Annotated in this window: 18 protein-coding genes; 7 read left to right on the forward strand and 11 right to left on the reverse strand. The window is 64.8% G+C overall.

Annotated features, from left to right (window positions below):
• The first annotated feature begins 95 nt into the window (after nucleotides 1-95).
• Nucleotides 96-995, forward strand: coding sequence for a cytochrome oxidase assembly protein (locus tag QQ977_RS13625; RefSeq protein WP_285926323.1), 900 nt, complete (start codon nucleotides 96-98; stop codon nucleotides 993-995).
• 91 nt (nucleotides 996-1,086) lie between these two features.
• Here the strand turns inward: QQ977_RS13625 and tmk are convergent, their stop codons facing one another.
• Nucleotides 1,087-1,668, reverse strand: a complete 582-nt coding sequence (tmk, locus tag QQ977_RS13630) for a dTMP kinase (protein WP_285926324.1) — start codon at nucleotides 1,666-1,668, stop codon at nucleotides 1,087-1,089.
• A gap of 107 nt (nucleotides 1,669-1,775) precedes the next feature.
• Between tmk and QQ977_RS13635 the strand changes: the two genes are divergently transcribed.
• Together QQ977_RS13635 and QQ977_RS13640 are read left to right on the forward strand one after the other, a co-directional pair.
• A complete protein-coding gene (locus QQ977_RS13635; protein WP_285926325.1) occupies nucleotides 1,776-2,687 on the forward strand; it encodes a complex I NDUFA9 subunit family protein in 912 nt (303 codons plus the stop codon).
• Nucleotides 2,688-2,914: 227 nt separating this feature from the next.
• Nucleotides 2,915-5,620: an AAA domain-containing protein gene (locus QQ977_RS13640; RefSeq protein WP_285926326.1), complete on the forward strand. Its 2,706-nt coding sequence runs from the start codon at nucleotides 2,915-2,917 to the stop codon at nucleotides 5,618-5,620.
• A 44-nt stretch (nucleotides 5,621-5,664) separates the two neighbouring features.
• Here QQ977_RS13640 and QQ977_RS13645 read toward each other — a convergent pair whose 3' ends face one another.
• From QQ977_RS13645 to trmB, 6 genes are all read right to left on the reverse strand, one after another.
• Entirely contained in the window at nucleotides 5,665-6,744 is a 1,080-nt protein-coding gene (locus QQ977_RS13645) for a Gfo/Idh/MocA family protein (protein WP_285926327.1), read from the reverse strand.
• Nucleotides 6,745-6,846: 102 nt separating this feature from the next.
• The gene (locus tag QQ977_RS13650; RefSeq protein WP_285926328.1) at nucleotides 6,847-8,034 is read right to left on the reverse strand and encodes an ABC transporter ATP-binding protein; all 1,188 of its coding nucleotides are present in this window, start codon (nucleotides 8,032-8,034) and stop codon (nucleotides 6,847-6,849) included.
• A gap of 4 nt (nucleotides 8,035-8,038) precedes the next feature.
• Nucleotides 8,039-9,094, reverse strand: coding sequence for a carbohydrate ABC transporter permease (locus QQ977_RS13655; RefSeq protein WP_285926329.1), 1,056 nt, complete (start codon nucleotides 9,092-9,094; stop codon nucleotides 8,039-8,041).
• A complete protein-coding gene (locus tag QQ977_RS13660; RefSeq protein ID WP_285926330.1) occupies nucleotides 9,094-10,122 on the reverse strand; it encodes a carbohydrate ABC transporter permease in 1,029 nt (342 codons plus the stop codon). Before QQ977_RS13660 ends, QQ977_RS13655 begins: the two co-directional genes overlap by 1 nt.
• The gene (locus tag QQ977_RS13665; protein ID WP_285926331.1) at nucleotides 10,112-11,566 is read right to left on the reverse strand and encodes an extracellular solute-binding protein; all 1,455 of its coding nucleotides are present in this window, start codon (nucleotides 11,564-11,566) and stop codon (nucleotides 10,112-10,114) included. Before QQ977_RS13665 ends, QQ977_RS13660 begins: the two co-directional genes overlap by 11 nt.
• Nucleotides 11,567-11,709: 143 nt before the next feature.
• Nucleotides 11,710-12,774, reverse strand: coding sequence for an HTH-type sugar sensing transcriptional regulator TrmB (gene trmB / locus QQ977_RS13670; RefSeq protein WP_285926332.1), 1,065 nt, complete (start codon nucleotides 12,772-12,774; stop codon nucleotides 11,710-11,712).
• A 210-nt stretch (nucleotides 12,775-12,984) separates the two neighbouring features.
• On the opposite strand from trmB, the gene QQ977_RS13675 reads away from it, so the two are divergent.
• The gene (locus tag QQ977_RS13675; RefSeq protein ID WP_285926333.1) at nucleotides 12,985-13,968 is read left to right on the forward strand and encodes a mechanosensitive ion channel family protein; all 984 of its coding nucleotides are present in this window, start codon (nucleotides 12,985-12,987) and stop codon (nucleotides 13,966-13,968) included.
• A gap of 5 nt (nucleotides 13,969-13,973) precedes the next feature.
• Here QQ977_RS13675 and QQ977_RS13680 read toward each other — a convergent pair whose 3' ends face one another.
• On the reverse strand, nucleotides 13,974-14,384 hold the full coding sequence (locus QQ977_RS13680; RefSeq protein WP_285926334.1) for a universal stress protein: 411 nt from the start codon (nucleotides 14,382-14,384) through the stop codon (nucleotides 13,974-13,976).
• A gap of 144 nt (nucleotides 14,385-14,528) precedes the next feature.
• On the opposite strand from QQ977_RS13680, the gene QQ977_RS13685 reads away from it, so the two are divergent.
• Complete coding sequence (locus QQ977_RS13685) at nucleotides 14,529-14,768, forward strand: DUF5816 domain-containing protein (RefSeq protein WP_285926335.1); 240 nt, start codon at nucleotides 14,529-14,531, stop codon at nucleotides 14,766-14,768.
• Nucleotides 14,769-14,923: 155 nt separating this feature from the next.
• Nucleotides 14,924-15,229: a DUF7116 family protein gene (locus tag QQ977_RS13690; protein WP_285928712.1), complete on the forward strand. Its 306-nt coding sequence runs from the start codon at nucleotides 14,924-14,926 to the stop codon at nucleotides 15,227-15,229.
• Here QQ977_RS13690 and QQ977_RS13695 read toward each other — a convergent pair.
• On the reverse strand, nucleotides 15,221-16,414 hold the full coding sequence (locus QQ977_RS13695; protein ID WP_285926336.1) for a pyridoxal-phosphate-dependent aminotransferase family protein: 1,194 nt from the start codon (nucleotides 16,412-16,414) through the stop codon (nucleotides 15,221-15,223). The genes QQ977_RS13690 and QQ977_RS13695 overlap by 9 nt on opposite strands.
• 45 nt (nucleotides 16,415-16,459) lie before the next feature.
• Nucleotides 16,460-17,467: a bile acid:sodium symporter family protein gene (locus tag QQ977_RS13700; protein ID WP_285926337.1), complete on the reverse strand. Its 1,008-nt coding sequence runs from the start codon at nucleotides 17,465-17,467 to the stop codon at nucleotides 16,460-16,462.
• Nucleotides 17,468-17,604: 137 nt separating this feature from the next.
• Between QQ977_RS13700 and QQ977_RS13705 the strand changes: the two genes are divergently transcribed.
• Nucleotides 17,605-17,805 carry a dodecin gene (locus QQ977_RS13705; RefSeq protein ID WP_285926338.1) on the forward strand — a complete coding sequence of 67 codons (201 nt, stop codon included), beginning with the start codon at nucleotides 17,605-17,607 and terminating at the stop codon, nucleotides 17,803-17,805.
• Here the strand turns inward: QQ977_RS13705 and QQ977_RS13710 are convergent.
• Nucleotides 17,802-18,170, reverse strand: a complete 369-nt coding sequence (locus tag QQ977_RS13710) for a HesB/IscA family protein (protein ID WP_285926339.1) — start codon at nucleotides 18,168-18,170, stop codon at nucleotides 17,802-17,804. The genes QQ977_RS13705 and QQ977_RS13710 overlap by 4 nt on opposite strands.
• Nucleotides 18,171-18,217: the final 47 nt, after the last annotated feature.

An 18,217-nucleotide genomic window follows, 5' to 3' on the forward strand; every position in this document is an offset into this window, starting at 1 on the left:
CCGGTTCGAGACGGAGACGCCGGACCGACTCTCCAGTCAGGTGGGAACGACTCGGATGAGCTAAGTAGGCCCGCTCCCAAGCACGTCCCAGACACGTGTCGTACGACAGCTACACCCCCGGCTCGTCCGACCGTTCGTTTATCGACCGGCTTGGATTCTCCCACCTGCTCGCGACGACGATCGTGCTGATCACGGCGACGATCCTGCTCGGCGTCGCGACGCGAGCCTACGGCGCGGGACTGGCCTGTGACGCTAACTGGCCGTTCTGTGACGCCGGGCCGTACAACCTGTTCCCGGCTAGCTTCCCGAGTTTCTGGGAGTGGATCCACCGGTTCGTCTCGATGTTCGCCGGCTTCGCGATCGTCGCCACCGCGATCGCCGCAATGCGCTCTTCGCGTATCGACCGCGTCGTGACCGGTGCGGTCGTCCTCGGGGCCGTCCTGACCCCGATTCAGGTCTATCTCGGTCGCGAGACCGTCCTCTCGTACAACCTCGAGGTGTTGAACTTGCACTTCTGGACGGCCGTGTTGATCTTCGTCCTGTTCGCCGTCGCGACCGTCCTCGTCTGGATGCCCCGGCTGACCGCCCGGCACGTCACCACCGCGCTCGCGGTCGGGCTCGTCGCGCTCCCGCTTCACGTCGGGCTCAGCTCGGCGGTGCTCGGTGACGTCACCCAGTACTCGCCGGCCACCCAGACGGCCCAGTACGCCGTGACGCTCGCGCTGTTCGGGGCGGTCATCGTCGCGACGATCGTCGGTCGTCGACGGCTGGACGACGCTCGCACCCTCGCCGTGGTGACTGCAACGCCGATTCTCGCCGTGCTCGTGGTCTTTTTCGGCCGCCACGCCGTGGTGACGTTCCCGTCGACGATCGCGTTTCAGAACGTCCTGTCCGCGTTTCATTTCCTCTCGGCCGCCGTCCTCTTCGTGGTCTTCGCCGTTGGCATCCGGCTGACCCGGACCGCCTCGACGGGCCGAGCTGCGACGCGGCTGTGAGCCGGCCGGCTCATACTATCGGACGTACCTGTGTGACGATGCTCGCCACCTCGGGGCGGCGAGCATCGTTCACGACGTACGTCCGGCAGTATCACTCGAGTCTCGTTTCGAGCACCGTCTCGACGCGTTCGCGAACCGTCTCCGGAGACTGCGTCGCGTCGACGCGGACGAACCGATCCGGCTCCGCCTCGAGCAAGCGCTCGTAGTTGTCCCGGACAGCGGAGAGATACTCGACGCGTTCGAACTTGTTCGTCGCGCCAGCGCGGGCGGCCCCCGTCTCGGGATCGACGTCGAAGTAGATCGTCAGGTCGGGTTCGATCGTGAACGGTCGGTGGACGTCACGGACGTACGCCATCGGCTCCTCGAGGTCGTCCGCGAGCGTCGCCCCCTGGTAGGCGTACCGCGAGTCCGAGTACCGATCCGAGATCACGAGGTCGCCGGACTCGAGGGCGGGTTCGACCACCCGCGAGAGGTGGTCGGCGTGGTCGGCGGTGTACAAGAAGAGTTCGGCGAGCGGGTCGGCGTCGTCGTCGCCGATCGACCGATAGACGGCGTCGCCGTACCACGAGTTCGTCGGCTCGCGGGTGAACGTCGCGTCCGGGTACCGCTCCTGTAACGCCTCCCAGACCGTCGTCTTCCCGCTGCCGTCGATTCCCTCGAGCGTGACGAGCATACCGAAACTCGCGGCGATGGCTACTACAATCTGTCGAGAGTCCTCCCAATTCCGAGCCCGTACAGCGTAGCCCGGTAGCTTTTATCGTTCCGAGACGTAGCTGGCGTATGAAAGTCCTCGTCGCGGGCGGCACCGGTTTCATCGGCAAGAACCTCTGTGCGGAACTGGTCGAACGCGACCACGAGGTGACGGCACTCGCGCGCGATCCCGCCGGGGCGGATCTGCCCGCGGGCGTCGAGACCGCGATGGGCGATGTAAGCGCTTACGACTCGATCACGGGACCCGTCGCCGACCACGACGCTGTGGTCAACCTCGTGGCGCTCTCGCCGCTGTTTCAACCACCCAGCGGCACCAGTCACGAGGAGGTCCACCTCCGGGGGACCGAACACCTGATCAGGGCCGCCGAGGAGGGCGGCGTCGACCGATTCCTCCAGATGAGCGGGCTCGACGCGCACCCGGACGCCGACACGGCCCACCTTCGGGCCAAAGGCCGCGCCGAACGGGTCGTGACCGACTCCGATCTCGCGTGGACGATCTTTCGTCCCTCCGTCGTCTTCGGCGACGGCGGCGAGTTCGTCCCCTTCACGAAGAAGCTGACAACGCCGTACGTCACCGGCCTCCCCGGCGGTGGCACGACGCGGTTTCAGCCCATCTACGTCGGCGACCTCGTCCCGATGCTCGCAGACGCCCTCGAGGACGACGTCCACGTCGGCGAGAGCTACGAGGTCGGCGGCCCCGCGGTCTACACCCTCGCGGAGGTGACCGAACTCGCTTACGAGGCCGACGGAAAGTCCGTGACGGTGCTTCCGATCCCGACGCCGGTTGCGAAACTCGGGCTGACGGCCGCCGGGCCGATACCGCTGATCCCGTTCGGGCCGGACCAGGCGCGCGCACTCGAGTTCGACAACACCGTCGTCGACAACGACGTGACCGCCTTCGGCTACGAGGAAGCCGAGTTGACGACCCTCGAGGCGTATCTCGGCCTCGAGTCGGGAGAGACGGCGACGCTCGAGGCCTGACCCGGTGTACGAGATACGGCATAGAAACACGACCACAAGTCGGGTCATACTGTCGGTCATACCGACGTGAACACGGCTGGTGACGGCACGGCCAGACACACGTTCAACGGCCGGATCACCCGGACTCCAGTTCACCGGTCCATGACCGACAGTATGAGCGATCGGAACCGTCAGTGAGGAGACCGCGACCGATAGCGTTTTTCGGGGACCGTTCGACTAGCACAGCCGTGAACGTACGCGGCACCGTCGCGGGAGAGGTCGACGCCCGGACCGTTACGACGAGCTACGGCGAGAGCGAACTCGCGGAGGTCCCGCTGGCGCTCGCGTCAGTCGACGGCGAGGACGTCGACCGCGAGGAGTCGACGCCGGTGACGGTGACCTGCTGGGGAAAGTGGGTCGAGTCCGCGGAACTGCTCGAGCCCGGGATGGAGCTTCTGGTTACCGACGCCGAGGTCGAGGAGTACCGCGGCGAGATCCAGTACTCGACGACCGGGGAGTCCTACGTCGTCGTCGAGCCGACCTACCTCGTAAACGTCACCGCCGTCCGGGACTGGGTCGAGTGCCCCCGGCTCTACTACCTGAACAAACTCTCCGGGATCCCGCTCAACTATCCCGTTCTGAAAGGGACGCTCGTCCACGAGGTCTTCGGCGATTTATTGCGGGGGCGAGAGCTCGAGGCCGCCATCGACGAGCGGGTCGAGGAACACGGCCTCGAGCTCGGCCTGCTCGGGGAGTCGCCCGCGACAGTTCGAGAGGACGTCAGGGACAACGCGGCAGCGATCGAGGGCTGGCTCGAGCAGGGCCGCCTGACGGAGGACGATAGCTGGCGCTCCGAACAGATGTTGATCAGCGAGACATTCGGCATCAAGGGTCGGGCCGACGCCGTTCGCCGGGGCTCGCCGGTCGAGTTGAAAACCGGAAAGAACCTGCGAAAAGAGCCCCGCTTCAAGGACAAGGTCCAGGCCGCCTGTTACGCGCTCCTCCTCGAGGAACACGGCGATCGGGTCGATACGGGAACCCTGCTGTACACGAAAAACTCCGCGCTCGATCGTAACGAGGAGACCGGCGATCTCACGCCCGCAAAGGAGTTCTCGATGGGTGAGGGGCTGTTGAAGTACGTGTTGCGACTGCGAAACGAGATCGCGGCGATGGAATCGAACGAGACGGTACCGTCGGGCCACGAAGCCGACGCGACGTGTGAGTACTGTTTCGAACGCGAGACCTGCATGGTCGTCTCGGGCCGGCTCGACCAGGAGTCGAAAGCCGGCCAGGTCGGGACCCCGCTGCCAGAGGCCGAACGCGACCACTTCGAGCGGTTCTACCGGGCGATCGAGGAGGAACGCCGGGAGGTCCACCACGAGTACGCCAAGCTCTGGGAACAGGACGCCGACGAGCGGGCCGACGACGACCGGGCGCTGATCGACCTCGAGTTTCTCGACAGACGCGAACTCGAGGGCGGGCGCTGGGAGCTGCGGGCCCGGCGGACGACTGCGACGAGTTCGAAACTCCGGGAGGGTGACCTGGTGCTTGCGAGTGACGGCCACCCGGTCCGGGGCGAGGCGGAACTCGCACGGATCGAGCGACTAGATGAGAACGAGGTCGTCCTCACGGCCGACGAACCCGTCGACGTGACCCGCCTCGACGTCTATCCGTCCGAACTCTCGACTGACCGGCTGCTCGTTGCCCTCCACGACGCCCTGCTGAAAGGCGACGAGCGTCGCCGGGACGTTCTCTTCGGTCGCGCCGATCCCGAGTTCGACGCCGTCGAGGAGACGTTCATCGACAACAACGACGCCCAGAACGAGGCCGTCCGCAAGGCGGTGGGCGCACGCGACTTCGCGGCGATCCACGGGCCACCCGGAACCGGAAAGACCTACACGATCGCCCGCGCCGTCCGTGCGATGGTCGAACGCGGCGAGCGGGTCCTGCTGTCTGCGTTCACCAACCGCGCCGTCGACAACATGCTCGAGGCCTTACTCGAGCAGGGACTCGACACCGACCGCCTCGTCCGGGTCGGCACCGAAAGCGGCGTCCGCCCGGACATGCAGGCCTATCGCCTCGAGCGGACGGGCGATCCCGACGAGCGACTGGCCGAACTCGAGAGCGCACAGGTCGTCGCGGCGACGACGGCGACCTGTGGCTCGCGGGTGATGAAAGAGCAGGCCTTCGACGTCGCGCTGGTCGACGAGGCCGCCCAGCTGACCGAACCGGGCACGTACGCGGCGATAAACCTCGCCGACCGGTTCGTCCTCGTCGGCGACCACGAACAGCTGCCGCCGGTCGTCCGCGCCGAAAACGAGCTCGCCGAATCGCTGTTCGAACGGCTGGTCGAGTCCCATCCCGACGCCGGCGTCATGCTCGATCGTCAGTACCGGATGAACCAGCGCATCCAGGCGTTCGCCTCCCGGGAGTTCTACGACGGACGGCTCCGTCCGGCGACGCCCGACGTGGCCGGACGAACGCTCGACGACCTCGAGGGCGTCTCGCGGTCGGCACTCCCCGAGGAGCTGGCCGACCCCGTCTCGTTCGTCGACGTCCCGGGCGACGACGGCCAGTACACCGACAGCGAGGAGGCCGCACGGATCGCCGAACTGATCGAGGCCTACGAGGCAGCGGGGCTGTCCCGGTCGGAGATCGGCGTCATCGCCCCGTTTCGCGCACAGGTGTCCGAAATCTCCGGTCGCGTCCCCGACGACGTCGTCGTCGACACCGTCGACCGATTCCAGGGCTCGAGCGAGGAGCTCATCGTCGTCTCGTTCGTCGCCAGCGGCGATCTGGAGGGGCCGATCTTCGAGGATTATCGGCGAATCAACGTCGCGCTCACCCGGTCGAAACGGGCGCTCGTGCTCGTCGGGGACGCCGAGGCGCTCGAAACGGATCCAGTTTACCGGCGGCTGCTCGAGTGGGCTCGAACGGGACACACCGCCCGATAGCGGCCGGAACCGGTCGTACGACGCCGACTCGTGGAATCGTTACGTTACGCCCCGTCGCCGCCGTCGATCTGTACGGCACGTTCGGTCTCGCTCGAGCGATAGATCGCATCGACGACGCGTTGCACTGCGAGGGCGTGTTCGACGCTTTCGCCGACGTCCCGGTCGGTCGCGATCGCGTCGAAGAACGCACGCTGTTCGTCGGTGTGGGTGTCGTTTCCACGCGTCGTGACGGACGTATCCTCGAGGTGGTCGGGACCGGTCGTACTCGCGGAGTAGATCGAGAGGTCGTTCTCGAGGAGGTCGAACCGGGCGGCGGCTTCGGTGCCTCGGACGACGAACTCGTGGTTCGACGGCCGGTTCGTCGCCCACGCGACGTCGAGCGCGATCGTCCGACTCCCGTCACACCGGATGAACGCGCTCGCGGAGTCGTCGACGTCGAAGTTTCCCGGCCCGGCGTCGTCTCCCCACATCTCGATGTAGGCGTAGTCGTCACGGCGGCCGAACTCCGATCTGGTGACGCCGTTTATCTCGACGATGTCGGGATACGCGAGCAGGTACAGCGCGAGGTCGATCGCGTGGACGCCGAGATCGATGAGCGCACCGCCGCCAGCGATCGCCCGTCTGGTGAACCACGAACCGCGGCCGGGGACTCCGCGTCGACGGACGTAGTTCGCCTCCACGTGGGCTACGTCTCCGAACTCGCCGCGTTCGATGCGGTTTTTGACGATCTGGACGGTGTTCGCAAAGCGGTTGTTGAATCCGATCATACAGTAGCTGTCGGCCTCGTCGGCGGCCGCAGCGATCCGTTCGCCGCTCTCTAAGGTGTGTGCGAGGGGTTTCTCGAGCAGGACGTGGATGTCTCGTTCGAGGGCGGCGACGGCGTACTCCTCGTGGAACTTGTTCGGAGTGGTGATGACGACGGCGTCGACGACGTCGAACAGTTCCTGGTGATCCTCGTAGACGTCGACGTCGTACCGTCTGGCAAAGCGTCTGCGCGCATCGGCCGAGACGTCCATGCCGCCGGAAAGCGGGACGCCGAGCTCGAGCAGACGCTCGGCGTGGTACTGGCCGATGTTGCCGAGCCCGACGATGCCGGTTCTGATCTCGGTTCGGTCGGTCGTCATCTGTATCGTGTCCGGGAAATCTCGAGGCGATTCTCGCGGTCGTTCGGTGCTTCGGGCTGGAACGCCTTCGGTCCGTCGACAACTGTCGTCGTTTCGAACCGTCTACCTGTCGGCTTCGGTCGACCGAGCTCCAGCGTCCTTGCCGGCTGGTTCTGCGACGCCGTGTGCGAGTGCCTCGCCCGAGTCTGCATCGAACAGGTGCAGCTGTGACCTGTCGAGGACGATCTCGACCGGTTCGTCCGCCGAGAGCTCCGCATCGGGCGGGACGCTCATCAGCAGCTGATTCGGCGACGCCGCGACGTCGTCGTCCATCGTTCGCGTCTCGGTCTCGGAGAGCAAGAGGTAGACGAAGATCTCGTCGCCCATCGGTTCGATCACGTCCGTCGTCGCGTCGATCGGATCCGTCGGGAAGTCGATCGAGCCGGCCCGATCCTGGAGATGGACGTCTTCCGGGCGAACCCCGAGCGTGGCCGCGTCACCGACGTCGACGCCGGCGATCGAAGCAGGATCGAGCTCGACGGTGAAGTTCTCCGTCTCGAGGCCGTTCTCGAGCAGTTTGCCCTCGACGAAGTTCATCGACGGCGAGCCGATGAAGCCGGCGACGAACCGGTTCGCGGGCTCGTTGTAACAGGTAAGCGGCGGTGCGATCTGCTGGAGTCTGCCCTCGTTCAACACCGCGATCCGATCGGACATCGTCATCGCCTCGGCCTGGTCGTGGGTGACGTAGATGATCGTCGTCCCCAGCTCGCGGTGGAGCCGCTGGAGTTCGGTTCGCATGTGGACCCGAAGCTTCGCGTCTAAGTTCGCGAGCGGTTCGTCCATCAGGAAGACGTCAGGATCGCGAACGATCGCACGCGCGATCGCGACCCGCTGGCGCTGCCCGCCCGATAACTCGTCGGGCATCCGGTCGAGCATCCCCTCGAGCTGGACGATCTCCGCAGCTCGCTCGACGCGAGTGCGGATCTCCTCGTCGTCGTACGTCCGGAGCCGGAGCCCGAAGGAGATGTTCTCGTAGACGTCCATGTGGGGAAACAGCGCGATGTTCTGAAAGACCATCGCGACGCCGCGATCTTTCGGTGCGAGGGTGGTGACCTCGTCGTCGCCGATGTAGACGCTGCCGTCGGATGGTTTCGTCAGTCCCGCGACGGTCTCCATCGTCGTCGACTTGCCACACCCCGAGGGACCGACGAAGGTGACGAACTCGCCGTCTGCTACCTCGAGGCTCACGTCGTCGACCGCGGTGACGTCTTCGAATCGTTTCGCCACGTTCTCGAGTCGTACTCGTGCCATGGGTTTACTCCTTGAGTGCACCTGCTGTGAGGCCGCTTACGATCTTCTCCTGGGCCACGATCACGAGGATCGCGACCGGGATGACGCCGATGATGCTCGCGGCTGCCATGAGGTTGTACAACACCTCGTACTGGCCCTGGTAGCCGAGGATGCCCTCGAGGATCGGCGCCCAGTTCTCGACCTGTCCGTCGGTCATCAGAAACGAGAAGAAGAACTCGTTGTAGACGGCGATGAACGTCAACACGCCCGCGGTCGCCACGCCGGGTGCCGACAGCGGGATGATGACCCGAAACAGCGCGCCGAGTCTGGTCGTCCCTTCGACGCGGGCGGCGTCCTCCAGGCCGTCGGGAATCTGGGAGTAAAAGGTCGTCAGGATGAAAATCGCAAGCGGCATGAAAATTGCCGACAGCGGCACCACCATCGCGCCGGGCGTGTTGTAGAGACTGCCGTCGCCCGTGATCGGCGCGAGCGCCGCGAACTGGGTGTTGAACAGGTCGTTCAGCGGGATGAAAAACGCCGCCGGCGGGAAGAAAGAGACGACCAGCACGAGCAACAGCAGTGGCGTCTTGCCGGGGAACTCCAGCCGTCCGAAGGCATAGCCCGCGAGACTCGCGATCACGAGGACGACGATCGTCGACGCCGTCGCGATCACGAAGCTGTTGAACACGTACCAGTGAAACGGGATGACCTCGAAGACCTCGAGGAACGCGCCGGGATTGAACCCATTGGGCGTGAGGACGACGTCCTGGAGCTGTCCCTCCGGGGTGAGCGCGACCATGAGCAGCCAGTAGAATGGAAACAGCGTCGTGAGCAGGAAGAAAATCGTCGCGACGTAGAACATCGACCGATAGACGCGTTCGGGGTTCGTGATTGCGTTCGCGACCCACCGCTGGAACGGGCCGCGATCGAGCTCGACCTCCTCCCGTTCGTCGAAGACCGCGCCGCCGTCTGTGGAACTCGTCGCGTCGTCAGGTCGGTCGCTCGAGCGGCCGCCGTCGGTCACTCGAGGCGACCTCGAACTCGAGCGGTCGTCCCGTGGTGTGTCTCGTGGTGGAGTCATCAGTAGAGCCCTCCCTCGGTGTCCCGGAAGAAGACGACGTAGACCGAGATGATGATCCCGATGACGAGCGCGGTCGCGAACGCCACCGCGGCGGCCGTCGCGAAGACGCGGGTGCCACCGAACATCGCCTCGACGACGAGACAGGTCAGCGACGGCACCGTCGTACAGCCCGCCGTCGACTCGATCAACCCGTACACTCGCATTGCGTCCATCGTCCGGAACAACATCGCGACCAACAGTGCGGGCAACACGAGCGGGAGCGTGATCCGCTTGAACCGCTGCCAGGGCGAGGCCCCGGCGACGCGTGCGACGTCGTAGAGGCTCCGGTCGACGCTTTGCAGTCCGGCGAGGATCAGCAGTGCCATGAAGGCCGCGGACTTCCAGATGTCGGCGACGAGGATGATGATAAAGGCGTCCTGGCTGTCCGCCAGCGGGTCGGGCCCGAAGATCCCGAGCCACTGCATCACGTCGGTCCCGAAGCCGACCTCGGGCTGGAACAGCAGGAAGAAGATCATCCCCTGGACGACGATCGGCACGGCCCACGGCAGGATGATCGCGACGCGAACCCAACGGCGACCTCGGAAGTCCTGGTCCAGGACGTAGGCCTGCCCGAAGCCGATCACTGTCTCGATGGCGACGCTGATAACTGCGAAGGCGACGGTGACGAAAAGCGCCTGCTGGAGGAACGGAACGCCGAACTCGACGAACGGGAACGTCGCCGACGCCGAGACGTCGACGAACTGGCGTGCGAGGCGTGCGTTCCCGGTGAGGATGTCGACGTAGTTGTCGATCCCGACGAAGCCGCCGAGTGCGTCCGCCCCTCTCGTCTGGTCCTCGCGAAGCGACATGAAAAACGTCATGATCAGCGGGTAGAAGGCGACCAGCGCCAGCAACGCGAACGCCGGAAGCAACAGCAGGTACGCGTAGGCCGCCTCGCTCAGGTTCTCCATCCAGTTGACGACCGCGTTGCCTGTCCGGTCTCGCTCTCGTTCGGAGTCACGCGTCAGGGGATCGGTGTCAGTCGCCATTGGTTCCCTCCACGTCGGCCTCGCTTTGCTCTAAGCGCTCGTTCAGATCGTCCATCGCGACCTCGGGCGACTTCGCGCCGCGGTAGGCTGCGTGGACCTCCTGGAAGATGAGCGCGGACTGTTCCGGCCAGACGTCGGTCACCGGCCGCGGGACAGCGTTCTCGCCGGCGGCACGGATCTGGTCGGTGTAGCGCGCGACCGGTCCGACCTCGTCCGGGTCGGCCTCCTCGACGAGGTCGATGATCGGCGGCAGGAACCCCTGAAGTTCGAAGATCGTGAGCATCACCTCGTCGTGGGTGAACGCCTCGATGACCTGCAACGCCTCCTCGGCCTGGTCGGTGTTCGGGTTGAGCGTGAGGTGCCAGCCGCCCAGGCCAGCGGCCGTTCCACCGACGCCGTCGTGTTCGGCGTCCTCTTCCGAGACCGCGTACGGCATCGTCGTCACGCCCAGGTCCTCGCCGAAGGCGTCCTCGGCACCGGTCTCGGCGATGGCGAAGGGCCAGTTGCGGTGGGCGACTGCGTCGCCTCCCTGGAACGGGCCGAGTGACTCCTCTTCAGTCCACTGGACGATGGTCGACGGAGAGATCTCCGGATAGCCCTCCATCGCGTGGGGGTCGTCCTGGCCGTGGACGAACGCCCGCATCATCCGGATCGCATCCAGCACCGGCTCCTCGTCGACGGTGATCGGCCGGTCGCCGGCCTCGAACAGATCGTCGGTTCCGCCGAAGTAGCCACCGCCCCAGGTCGACATCACCTCGGTGAACGTACAGCAGGCCAGTCCCTCGTAGGCGGCCGCTTGCGTCGTGAACCCGAAGTCGACGCCGCTCTCTTCGACCGCGTCGGCCGTCGCCTCGGCGAAGGTTTGCCAGGACGGAGGTTCCTCCTCCCAGGCGTCGCCGTCGTGGCCGGCCTCCTCGAGTAAGTCCTTGCGGTACAGCATCGTCCCGAAGTCCGGAAACAGCGGGACTGCGTGGAGTTCGTCAGTTTCGGGGTGGCGTGCGGTCTCGAGTGCAGCCTCGAGGTACTCGTCTTCGACGCGCTCGAGGACGTCGTCGGGAAGCTCGTCGGTCAGACTCGTCGTCTGCTCGCGGAGGATAAACGGAATGGTCCACCCGCTGTCCATCATGAAGACGTCCGGGGGAGACCGCCCGGCCTGTAGCGCCGACTGGTACTGTTGCATCCGCTGTGCCGAGTCGTCGACGCTCGCTCGGACTTCGACGGTGATGTCCTCGTCGAGGCCGGCATCCCACAGCGCCTGCTGTACCGACGGGCCGTCGCCCTCGCCGCGCATGATGTCCTGGAAGTCGGTGTCACCGGTCATGACGACCGTCCCCGCCTCCTGACCGCGTCCGAGACAGCCGGCGACCGTCAACGCTCCCGTGGCTGTCGCCGCAGTCGAGGCCGCGGCGACGAATCGCCGACGGGAGACGCCGTCTCGTCCCATTTGCCACTGATAAGAGGGGACTGTGAGGGTTATGCTCTGGCCTTGCAGGGGAAGACATCTCACGTCCGTCAGCGGTTACGGACGATCACGAACGGGGGACCCCCGAGAACGAGCTGGCTGACGACGACGGGTACGGAAGCCGGTTAGCTCTCCTCGAGCGCGGGCGGTTCGGTCCGGCCGATGCGGATCACGTGAGCTTCGACGTCCTCCAAGGCGGCGACGCGACCCCCGACGGTGACCTCGCCCTCGTCGGTCTCGAGCGTGATGCCGGCGACTTCCTCGGTCATCTCGAAGGAGAGGTCGACGACCCGTCCCTGCACGACGCACGGACTTCCCGTCTCGACGTCACGGCCCTCGATGGTCGCGTAGAACTCCCCGCCGACGTCGAGGAGATCTTTGACGCATCGACGAATCGACGCGTACCGACGCGGATACGGTCGTCCCTCGCCGTCTTCGGCGAGCGTGACGTCGGCCGTGGTCCAGAGGACGGTCCCGAAGAAGCCGGAGACGAGAAAGCCAAGCGCAGAGCGGTTGAAGATGACGCCGTAGCGGTCCTGATCGTCGCGGAGGGCGTCCTGAGTCGCGTAGATCGAGTACTCCCCGTCGGCGACGGCGACCACCGGGGTGGTGATTCCGCGACGGGCTCGAGCGGTCGTCGCGACGGTGTCGTACTCGAACTCCTCGGGATTGGGTGCCTCAGCCGCGGGCGTGACGATCAAGTCGACGCTGACGTCGTCTGCGACGGTCGCCGCGAGTTCGTCCTCGAAGCGGGTCAACAGGTCCGGCGTCAACGAGAGCGCGAGCTCGAACTCCGCGGCGTCGATCACTTCCGCTAAGTACCGCAGAATCGTCGAGCGCGACTTCACGAGCGAGACCGCTTCGGTGTCGCGTGCGGGTGCGGTGTAGCGGGCCTCGAGTTCGTCGATCATCTGCTCGAGCGAGGACTGGACGTCGTCGAACGCCTCGCCGGGATCGATCGCGACGACTTTCATCGGTCGCGACTCCCGGAGTTCGACGAGCCCGCGGTCGCTCAGGCTCCGGACGGTGTCGTAGACGCGAGGCTGAGGAATGCTGGTCCGGTCGGCGATCTCACTCGCCGTGAGCTGGCCGTGCTCCAAGACGGTGAGGTAGGCATCGATCTCGTACTCGCCGAGATTGAACCGATCGCCGACGTGTTCGACGGTCGACCGGAGTTCGTCCTGGCTCATACTCCCGCCTACGCACTCTATCGATAAAACATTTATTATGCATCGAGTAACACTGAGTTCCGAAATCGGGTTGTCGACGCCGGAACGACACCCACGACGCGCCAGGAATTCGTGGCCGCCGCCTTGGTTCCCAACGGCCGCGAGAACGACTCACCGGGGCCGACGGTCGCTTCCCGAAAGTATAACCAACGCGCCAGAGAGTGTCCGCCCATGGGCCGGCTCATCCTCCAGACCGTCAACGAGACCGGAGACGAGCTCGGCGACGAGATCGAGTCCCTCCTGCCGTATTCGCCCCCTGGCTGGCTCGTCGACCTGGGGCTCGCGATAGCCGTCCTCGTGGCTGGCTGGTACCTCTCGAAGCTCGTCGTCCGGCTCACGGGTCGAACGGTCGCCCAGCGCATCGATCGGCCGAGCGTGACCCGGACGGTCCTGCGTGGCGTCCGCATCTCCGTACTTATCCTCGCGGTGCTCGTCGCCGCCGACGTCCTCGTCGGGATCGGTGGCGTCGAGATCCTGCTGTCGGTGACCGTCATCTCGGCGGTTGTCGGCGTCGTCCTCGCGCCGCTTGTGGCGAGTCTCATCAACGGCTTTTTCATTCTCACCGACCGGCCGTTCGAGATCGGCGACATGATCGAGATCGTCGACGAGGGTCATCGCGGCTTCGTCGAGGACATCACGATCCGGTACACGAAGGTGTTCACGCTCGACAACACGTTCATCGTCGTCCCGAACTCGGAGATTCACGAACGGGACGTCATCAACTACTCCGCGGAGGACGAGCGAACGCGAGTGTCGGTCCAGTTCGAGGTTACCTACGAGAGCGACGTCGAGACGGCCCGCAAGCTCGCCGAACGAGCGGCACGAAACGTCGACACCGTGATCTCGGGCGGGCCAGACATCCGAATCGGCAGCGCACGGTACGGGGCCGCACCCACCTGTCTCATCGAGGAGTACGGCGAGGACGGCATTCTGTTGACGCTTCGGTTCTGGATCAAACATCCCTTCCGGCTGCTCGCGGTCCGATCGGCAGTCCAAGAACGGATCCGAAAGCGCTACGCTGACGCCGACGTCGAGTTTGCCTATCCCCACAGACACCACGTTTTCGACGAAACGAGCGGTCGAGCACGCGTCGGGGTCGCCTCGCCGCTCGAGGCGAACGGGCCACCGCCCGATCCGGAAGACGAGAGAGAGTGAGTGAACTACGTTCGCGTGCCGTCGACGGTGATGATCTCGCAGTCGAGGTGGTCTCGAAGGTACGCTTCGATGTTCGGATTGTCCGTAAACCGCCGAAAGAGACGGCGAAACCGACTCGCCTGCTTGTGTCCGATGACGACGACGTCTGCTTCCTCGGCTGCGACCTCCTCTAAGATTGACTCCTCGACGAGAAAGCCGGTCCGAACCACGTACCGGGCGTTCTCGAGGTGGCCGAACGTCTCCTCGACGGCGGCTTTCAGGTCGGTTCGAGTCACGTTCTTTCCGTTCTGATAGAGATCCACGTGCAGGACCGTCAGCGAAGCGTCGCGCTCCCGGGCCACTCTGATCGCCCGTTGAAGGGTACGTTTCGAGCGAGCGGACAGCGGATACCGAACGGGAACGACGACCAGCGTCATCACCCAAGCGAACGTGACCGTCCCGGGTAAACCTTTCAGTCGACCCGGCAATCGCCACACCCGAGTGGCGTCGACACCGATCCCGAACACGGTCCTCCGACCGGGAGAGACAGTCATTTACTTCGAGGACGCCACGGTCCCAGTATGGAAGCGAGATCGACCGGCGACGGAGAGACGGTCTACGTCTCACGGACGGACGGCGACAGGGGATCGAAAGCGCTGTTTCTGGTGGCCTACCGGAGCGACGACGCGAGTCGACGGTACGGCTGGTTCTGTACGAACTGTGAGAGCTTCGACGTCGCGATGGACGCGATGGGACGGATCCAGTGCAACCAATGTGGCAACCTCCGAAAACCGACCGAGTGGGACGCAGCTCACGAGTAACCGTCCGTCGCTCGCGTCGCTCCTCGAGTCGCCGGCTCGATCCGATCCTCGATCGTTCTTCGTCGGTCTGGCCGGAACTGCTGACGGTGTGTAATACAGTAACAAGATTTATGCCGCTAACGCGCGTACCAGTGTACCGAATGGGTCCTGTTAACATGCGACTCGTCGAGCAGGCCAGGTCGATCTTCGCAGAACTGGGATACACCGTCGAAGGAACCGGGCCGGAGTTTCGGGCCGAACGGGCGTGGAAAGTCGTCCACGTGAACCCGGTAAGTGATACACAGCAACTCCCGACAGGATCCGGAGAGTTTCGCTGTTTCGTCGCCGAGTCGGGAGACGCAGACGACCTCGGAGACCGACTTCGAAGCCGCGATCCCGACTACGAGTGGGCGATCATCGTCGTCGACGGCGAGGAGTATCAGGTCGAACGCGCACCGCCGGGTCCGCGAGTCTCAGCGTAGGGCTCGCCGCGCCGCCGCGACGCCCGCATCGGGGTCGACGTCTGCCCCCATCGATTCTAACACGTCGCCGAGTGCCGTCACGACGAACAACACGTTCTCCTCTCGAGCCGAGTGACCCATACAGCCGATCCGGAAGATCTCGCCCGCGAGGTCGCCGAGTCCGCCCGCGACCTCGAGGTCGTAGCGCTCGAGCAGCTCCGCACAAACCTCCCCGTCGTCGATTCCGTCGGGGACGCAGACGGCGTTGAGACTCGGCAGCCAGTACTCCTCGGGGGCGTTCATCGAAAGGCCCATTCCCTCGACGCCGGCTTTCAGCGCGCCGGCGAGACGTTCGTGACGCTCCCAGCGCGCTTCTATCCCCTCCTCGGCGACCAGTCGAAGGGCTTCCCGCAGCGCGTAGACGTTCGTGACCGGAGCCGTGTGGTGGTAGGCCCGTTCGTCGCCCCAGTAGCCCTCGAGCAAGGAGAGATCGAGGTACCACGACCGGGGGTCTTCCTCCCGGGTGAGGACTTTCGCCATCGCCTCGTCCGAGAGGGTCAGCGGGCTCGCGCCGGGTGGACAGGAGAGACACTTCTGGGGACCCGAGTAAGCGACGTCGATCCCCCACTCGTCGACGCGCAGTTCGACGCCACCGAGCGAGGTGACGGTGTCGGCGATCACCAGGGCGTCGTGGTCGTGGGCCGCCGCAGTCAGCGCGGGCACGTCGGGCTGGAGCACGCCCGTGCTCGTCTCGGCGTGGACGAACCCGAACACGTCGGGATCGTGCTCGGCGAGTGCCGCCTCGACGTCTGCGGGTTCGAGGGGTTCGCCCCAGGGGGCGTCGACCTCGACGACCTCGCCGCCAGCACGGCGAGCCATCGACGCCATTCGGCCGCCGAAGTAGCCGTTCGTCGGCACGAGCATCGTATCGCCCGGTTCGACGACGTTACCGATCGCAGCCTCCATCGCCGCCGAACCGGTTCCCGAGACGGGAATCGTCCACTCGTTGTCCGTCCGGAACGTGTACCGCAGGAGCTCCTGAACCTCGTCCATGATCTCGACGAACGAGGGATCGAGATGTCCCACAAGCGGTGTACTCATCGCGCGCAACACGCGCGGGTGAACGTCACTCGGTCCCGGCCCCATCAGCGTTCGGTTCGGCGGCGTCAGTTCATCGACCTGTGGCACGTCGGTATCGTCTCCCATGCGGTCACGTGACGTCGGGACCGACAAAAACGTTCACGAAAGCGTCTAGTCGCTAAGCGATCCTCCCGTGACGGATTCCGGCGACTGCGCAGGGCCGAGGGCGGCAAGCCGTTGAACGAGAGAGCTACTTACGACCTGTTGTGCCACGTGAAACGCAGTGATACTGGCGATGATCGCCCCACCGCCAAACACCGACCCGACCATAACCGATACGCTTAGATTCTTCATCGAACTCGAGAAGAGAACGGTGATACAATCCTCGAATCCCATCCCACGGACGTACAACGCGTACGCGATTCCGCCGCTGAGACACAGCGTTGCCACCGCGATCCCGCCGACGAACGCGAGTTGCAATGCGTCGATGGCGAGGGTCGAACCGCCGACGCCGACGTAGATCAGGGCGCCAATTGCCATCAGGGAGAATCGGTCCAACTGTCCGTCGGAAATCGTTCCGCTCGGAACGAGATACGCGAGCACCCCCGCACCTGCAATGATGGCGGCGAGTTCGACGACCATCTCGGAGGCGGAGACGTCGACCGTCGACCCGGCAAAGAGCGTAATAATCGACGGCATCACGAGCGGTGCAAGGAATATCGAAACGATGACGATAACCGTTGCCAGGAGCGTGTTTCCACCGCTCAAACGCGTCCAGATGATCGAACTGCCAGCGGTCAGCGGTGCAGCCAGAACGACGAGGACACCGAGCAGTAGCTCTCCCGACAGAACCACGGCAGCGACCGGATACAGGGCTATGGGCGTGATCAGATACAGACAGACGAGCGAGACGACGACTGGAACCGAAACGTTCTGTGACGTGACGTCGTCGATGTTGATCCCGTAAAACGACGTGAAGAGTAGCCCGGCGACGAGAACGGGAATGATCGGCTCCAGCGACGCGGCGAACCTCGGGTACGCCACGCCAGCGAGCGTGGCGGCTATCACGATCAGAAGCGACCCCTTCGATTGAACGATATCCCGGAGGGAGTGCATTAGATGACAGCAACGAGTAGTCGAAGGTGCGCATATAGGTCTTTTCAACACGATCTCGACCAAGTTTAATAGTTGTTATCACCCAACAAACACGCGAGAGAGTGTCACCCGCGTCCGAAGCTACCAGCTACGACCGCCGGTCACGCGGTTCGAGACCGCGGTGTACGTTTAAGTACGTGTGCGTGGTGGTGACAGTCGGAATGGTGTTCAAGAAGATCACGCTGATCGGGACGAGTGAGGAAAGCTTCGAGGACGCCGCCGACGACGCTATCGACCGTGCGGAGGCAACACTCGAGAACGTTCACTGGGTCGAGGTCGACGAACTCGGCGTCGAAGTCGCAAGCGTCGAAAACCGGGAGTACCAGGCGGAGGTGACGGTCGCGTTCGAACTCGAGGATTAGGTCCGGAACGACTCGCCACAGCCACACTCGCTGACGACGTTCGGGTTCTCGACGGTGAAGCCGTCGGCCTGGAGACCACTTTCGTAATCGAGGACGCTTCCCTCGATGTACTTCATACTCGCCGGATCGACGAAGATGCGAAGTCCGTGGTGTTCGTAGATCGTGTCGTCCTCGTCGGGGTCGGTGTCGAATCGCATGCCATAGGAGAGTCCGGCACAGCCGCCCTGCTGAACGTACAGCCGCAGGCCGGCCTCGTCGACGTCCATGTCTTCGCCCTTGAGCAGGTCGAGTGCCCGCTCGGCGGCTTCCTCGGTGACCTCGATCCGGGGGGTCGTCTCCCCGTCTCCCGTACTGTCCACACTCATGTGCGCTAGTACCGGGGCGATGGTGTTAACCCTGACGCTCGGATACG

The sequence above is a fragment of the Natrialbaceae archaeon AArc-T1-2 genome (assembly GCF_030273315.1).
GTDB lineage: Archaea > Halobacteriota > Halobacteria > Halobacteriales > Natrialbaceae > Tc-Br11-E2g1.

What these genes read in the sequence shown, in the direction of transcription:
- QQ977_RS13655 (WP_285926329.1), bottom strand. Translation starts at nt 9,094, where the DNA reads ATGACTCCACCACGAGACACACCACGGGACGACCGCTCGAGTTCGAGG.
- QQ977_RS13650 (WP_285926328.1), bottom strand. Translation starts at nt 8,034, where the DNA reads ATGGCACGAGTACGACTCGAGAACGTGGCGAAACGATTCGAAGACGTC.
- tmk (WP_285926324.1), bottom strand. Translation starts at nt 1,668, where the DNA reads ATGCTCGTCACGCTCGAGGGAATCGACGGCAGCGGGAAGACGACGGTC.
- QQ977_RS13645 (WP_285926327.1), bottom strand. Translation starts at nt 6,744, where the DNA reads ATGACGACCGACCGAACCGAGATCAGAACCGGCATCGTCGGGCTCGGC.
- QQ977_RS13695 (WP_285926336.1), bottom strand. Translation starts at nt 16,414, where the DNA reads ATGGGAGACGATACCGACGTGCCACAGGTCGATGAACTGACGCCGCCG.
- QQ977_RS13685 (WP_285926335.1), top strand. Translation starts at nt 14,529, where the DNA reads ATGGAAGCGAGATCGACCGGCGACGGAGAGACGGTCTACGTCTCACGG.
- QQ977_RS13705 (WP_285926338.1), top strand. Translation starts at nt 17,605, where the DNA reads ATGGTGTTCAAGAAGATCACGCTGATCGGGACGAGTGAGGAAAGCTTC.
- trmB (WP_285926332.1), bottom strand. Translation starts at nt 12,774, where the DNA reads ATGAGCCAGGACGAACTCCGGTCGACCGTCGAACACGTCGGCGATCGG.
- QQ977_RS13680 (WP_285926334.1), bottom strand. Translation starts at nt 14,384, where the DNA reads ATGACGCTGGTCGTCGTTCCCGTTCGGTATCCGCTGTCCGCTCGCTCG.
- QQ977_RS13710 (WP_285926339.1), bottom strand. Translation starts at nt 18,170, where the DNA reads ATGAGTGTGGACAGTACGGGAGACGGGGAGACGACCCCCCGGATCGAG.
- QQ977_RS13665 (WP_285926331.1), bottom strand. Translation starts at nt 11,566, where the DNA reads ATGGGACGAGACGGCGTCTCCCGTCGGCGATTCGTCGCCGCGGCCTCG.
- QQ977_RS13675 (WP_285926333.1), top strand. Translation starts at nt 12,985, where the DNA reads ATGGGCCGGCTCATCCTCCAGACCGTCAACGAGACCGGAGACGAGCTC.
- QQ977_RS13690 (WP_285928712.1), top strand. Translation starts at nt 14,924, where the DNA reads ATGCGACTCGTCGAGCAGGCCAGGTCGATCTTCGCAGAACTGGGATAC.
- QQ977_RS13635 (WP_285926325.1), top strand. Translation starts at nt 1,776, where the DNA reads ATGAAAGTCCTCGTCGCGGGCGGCACCGGTTTCATCGGCAAGAACCTC.
- QQ977_RS13660 (WP_285926330.1), bottom strand. Translation starts at nt 10,122, where the DNA reads ATGGCGACTGACACCGATCCCCTGACGCGTGACTCCGAACGAGAGCGA.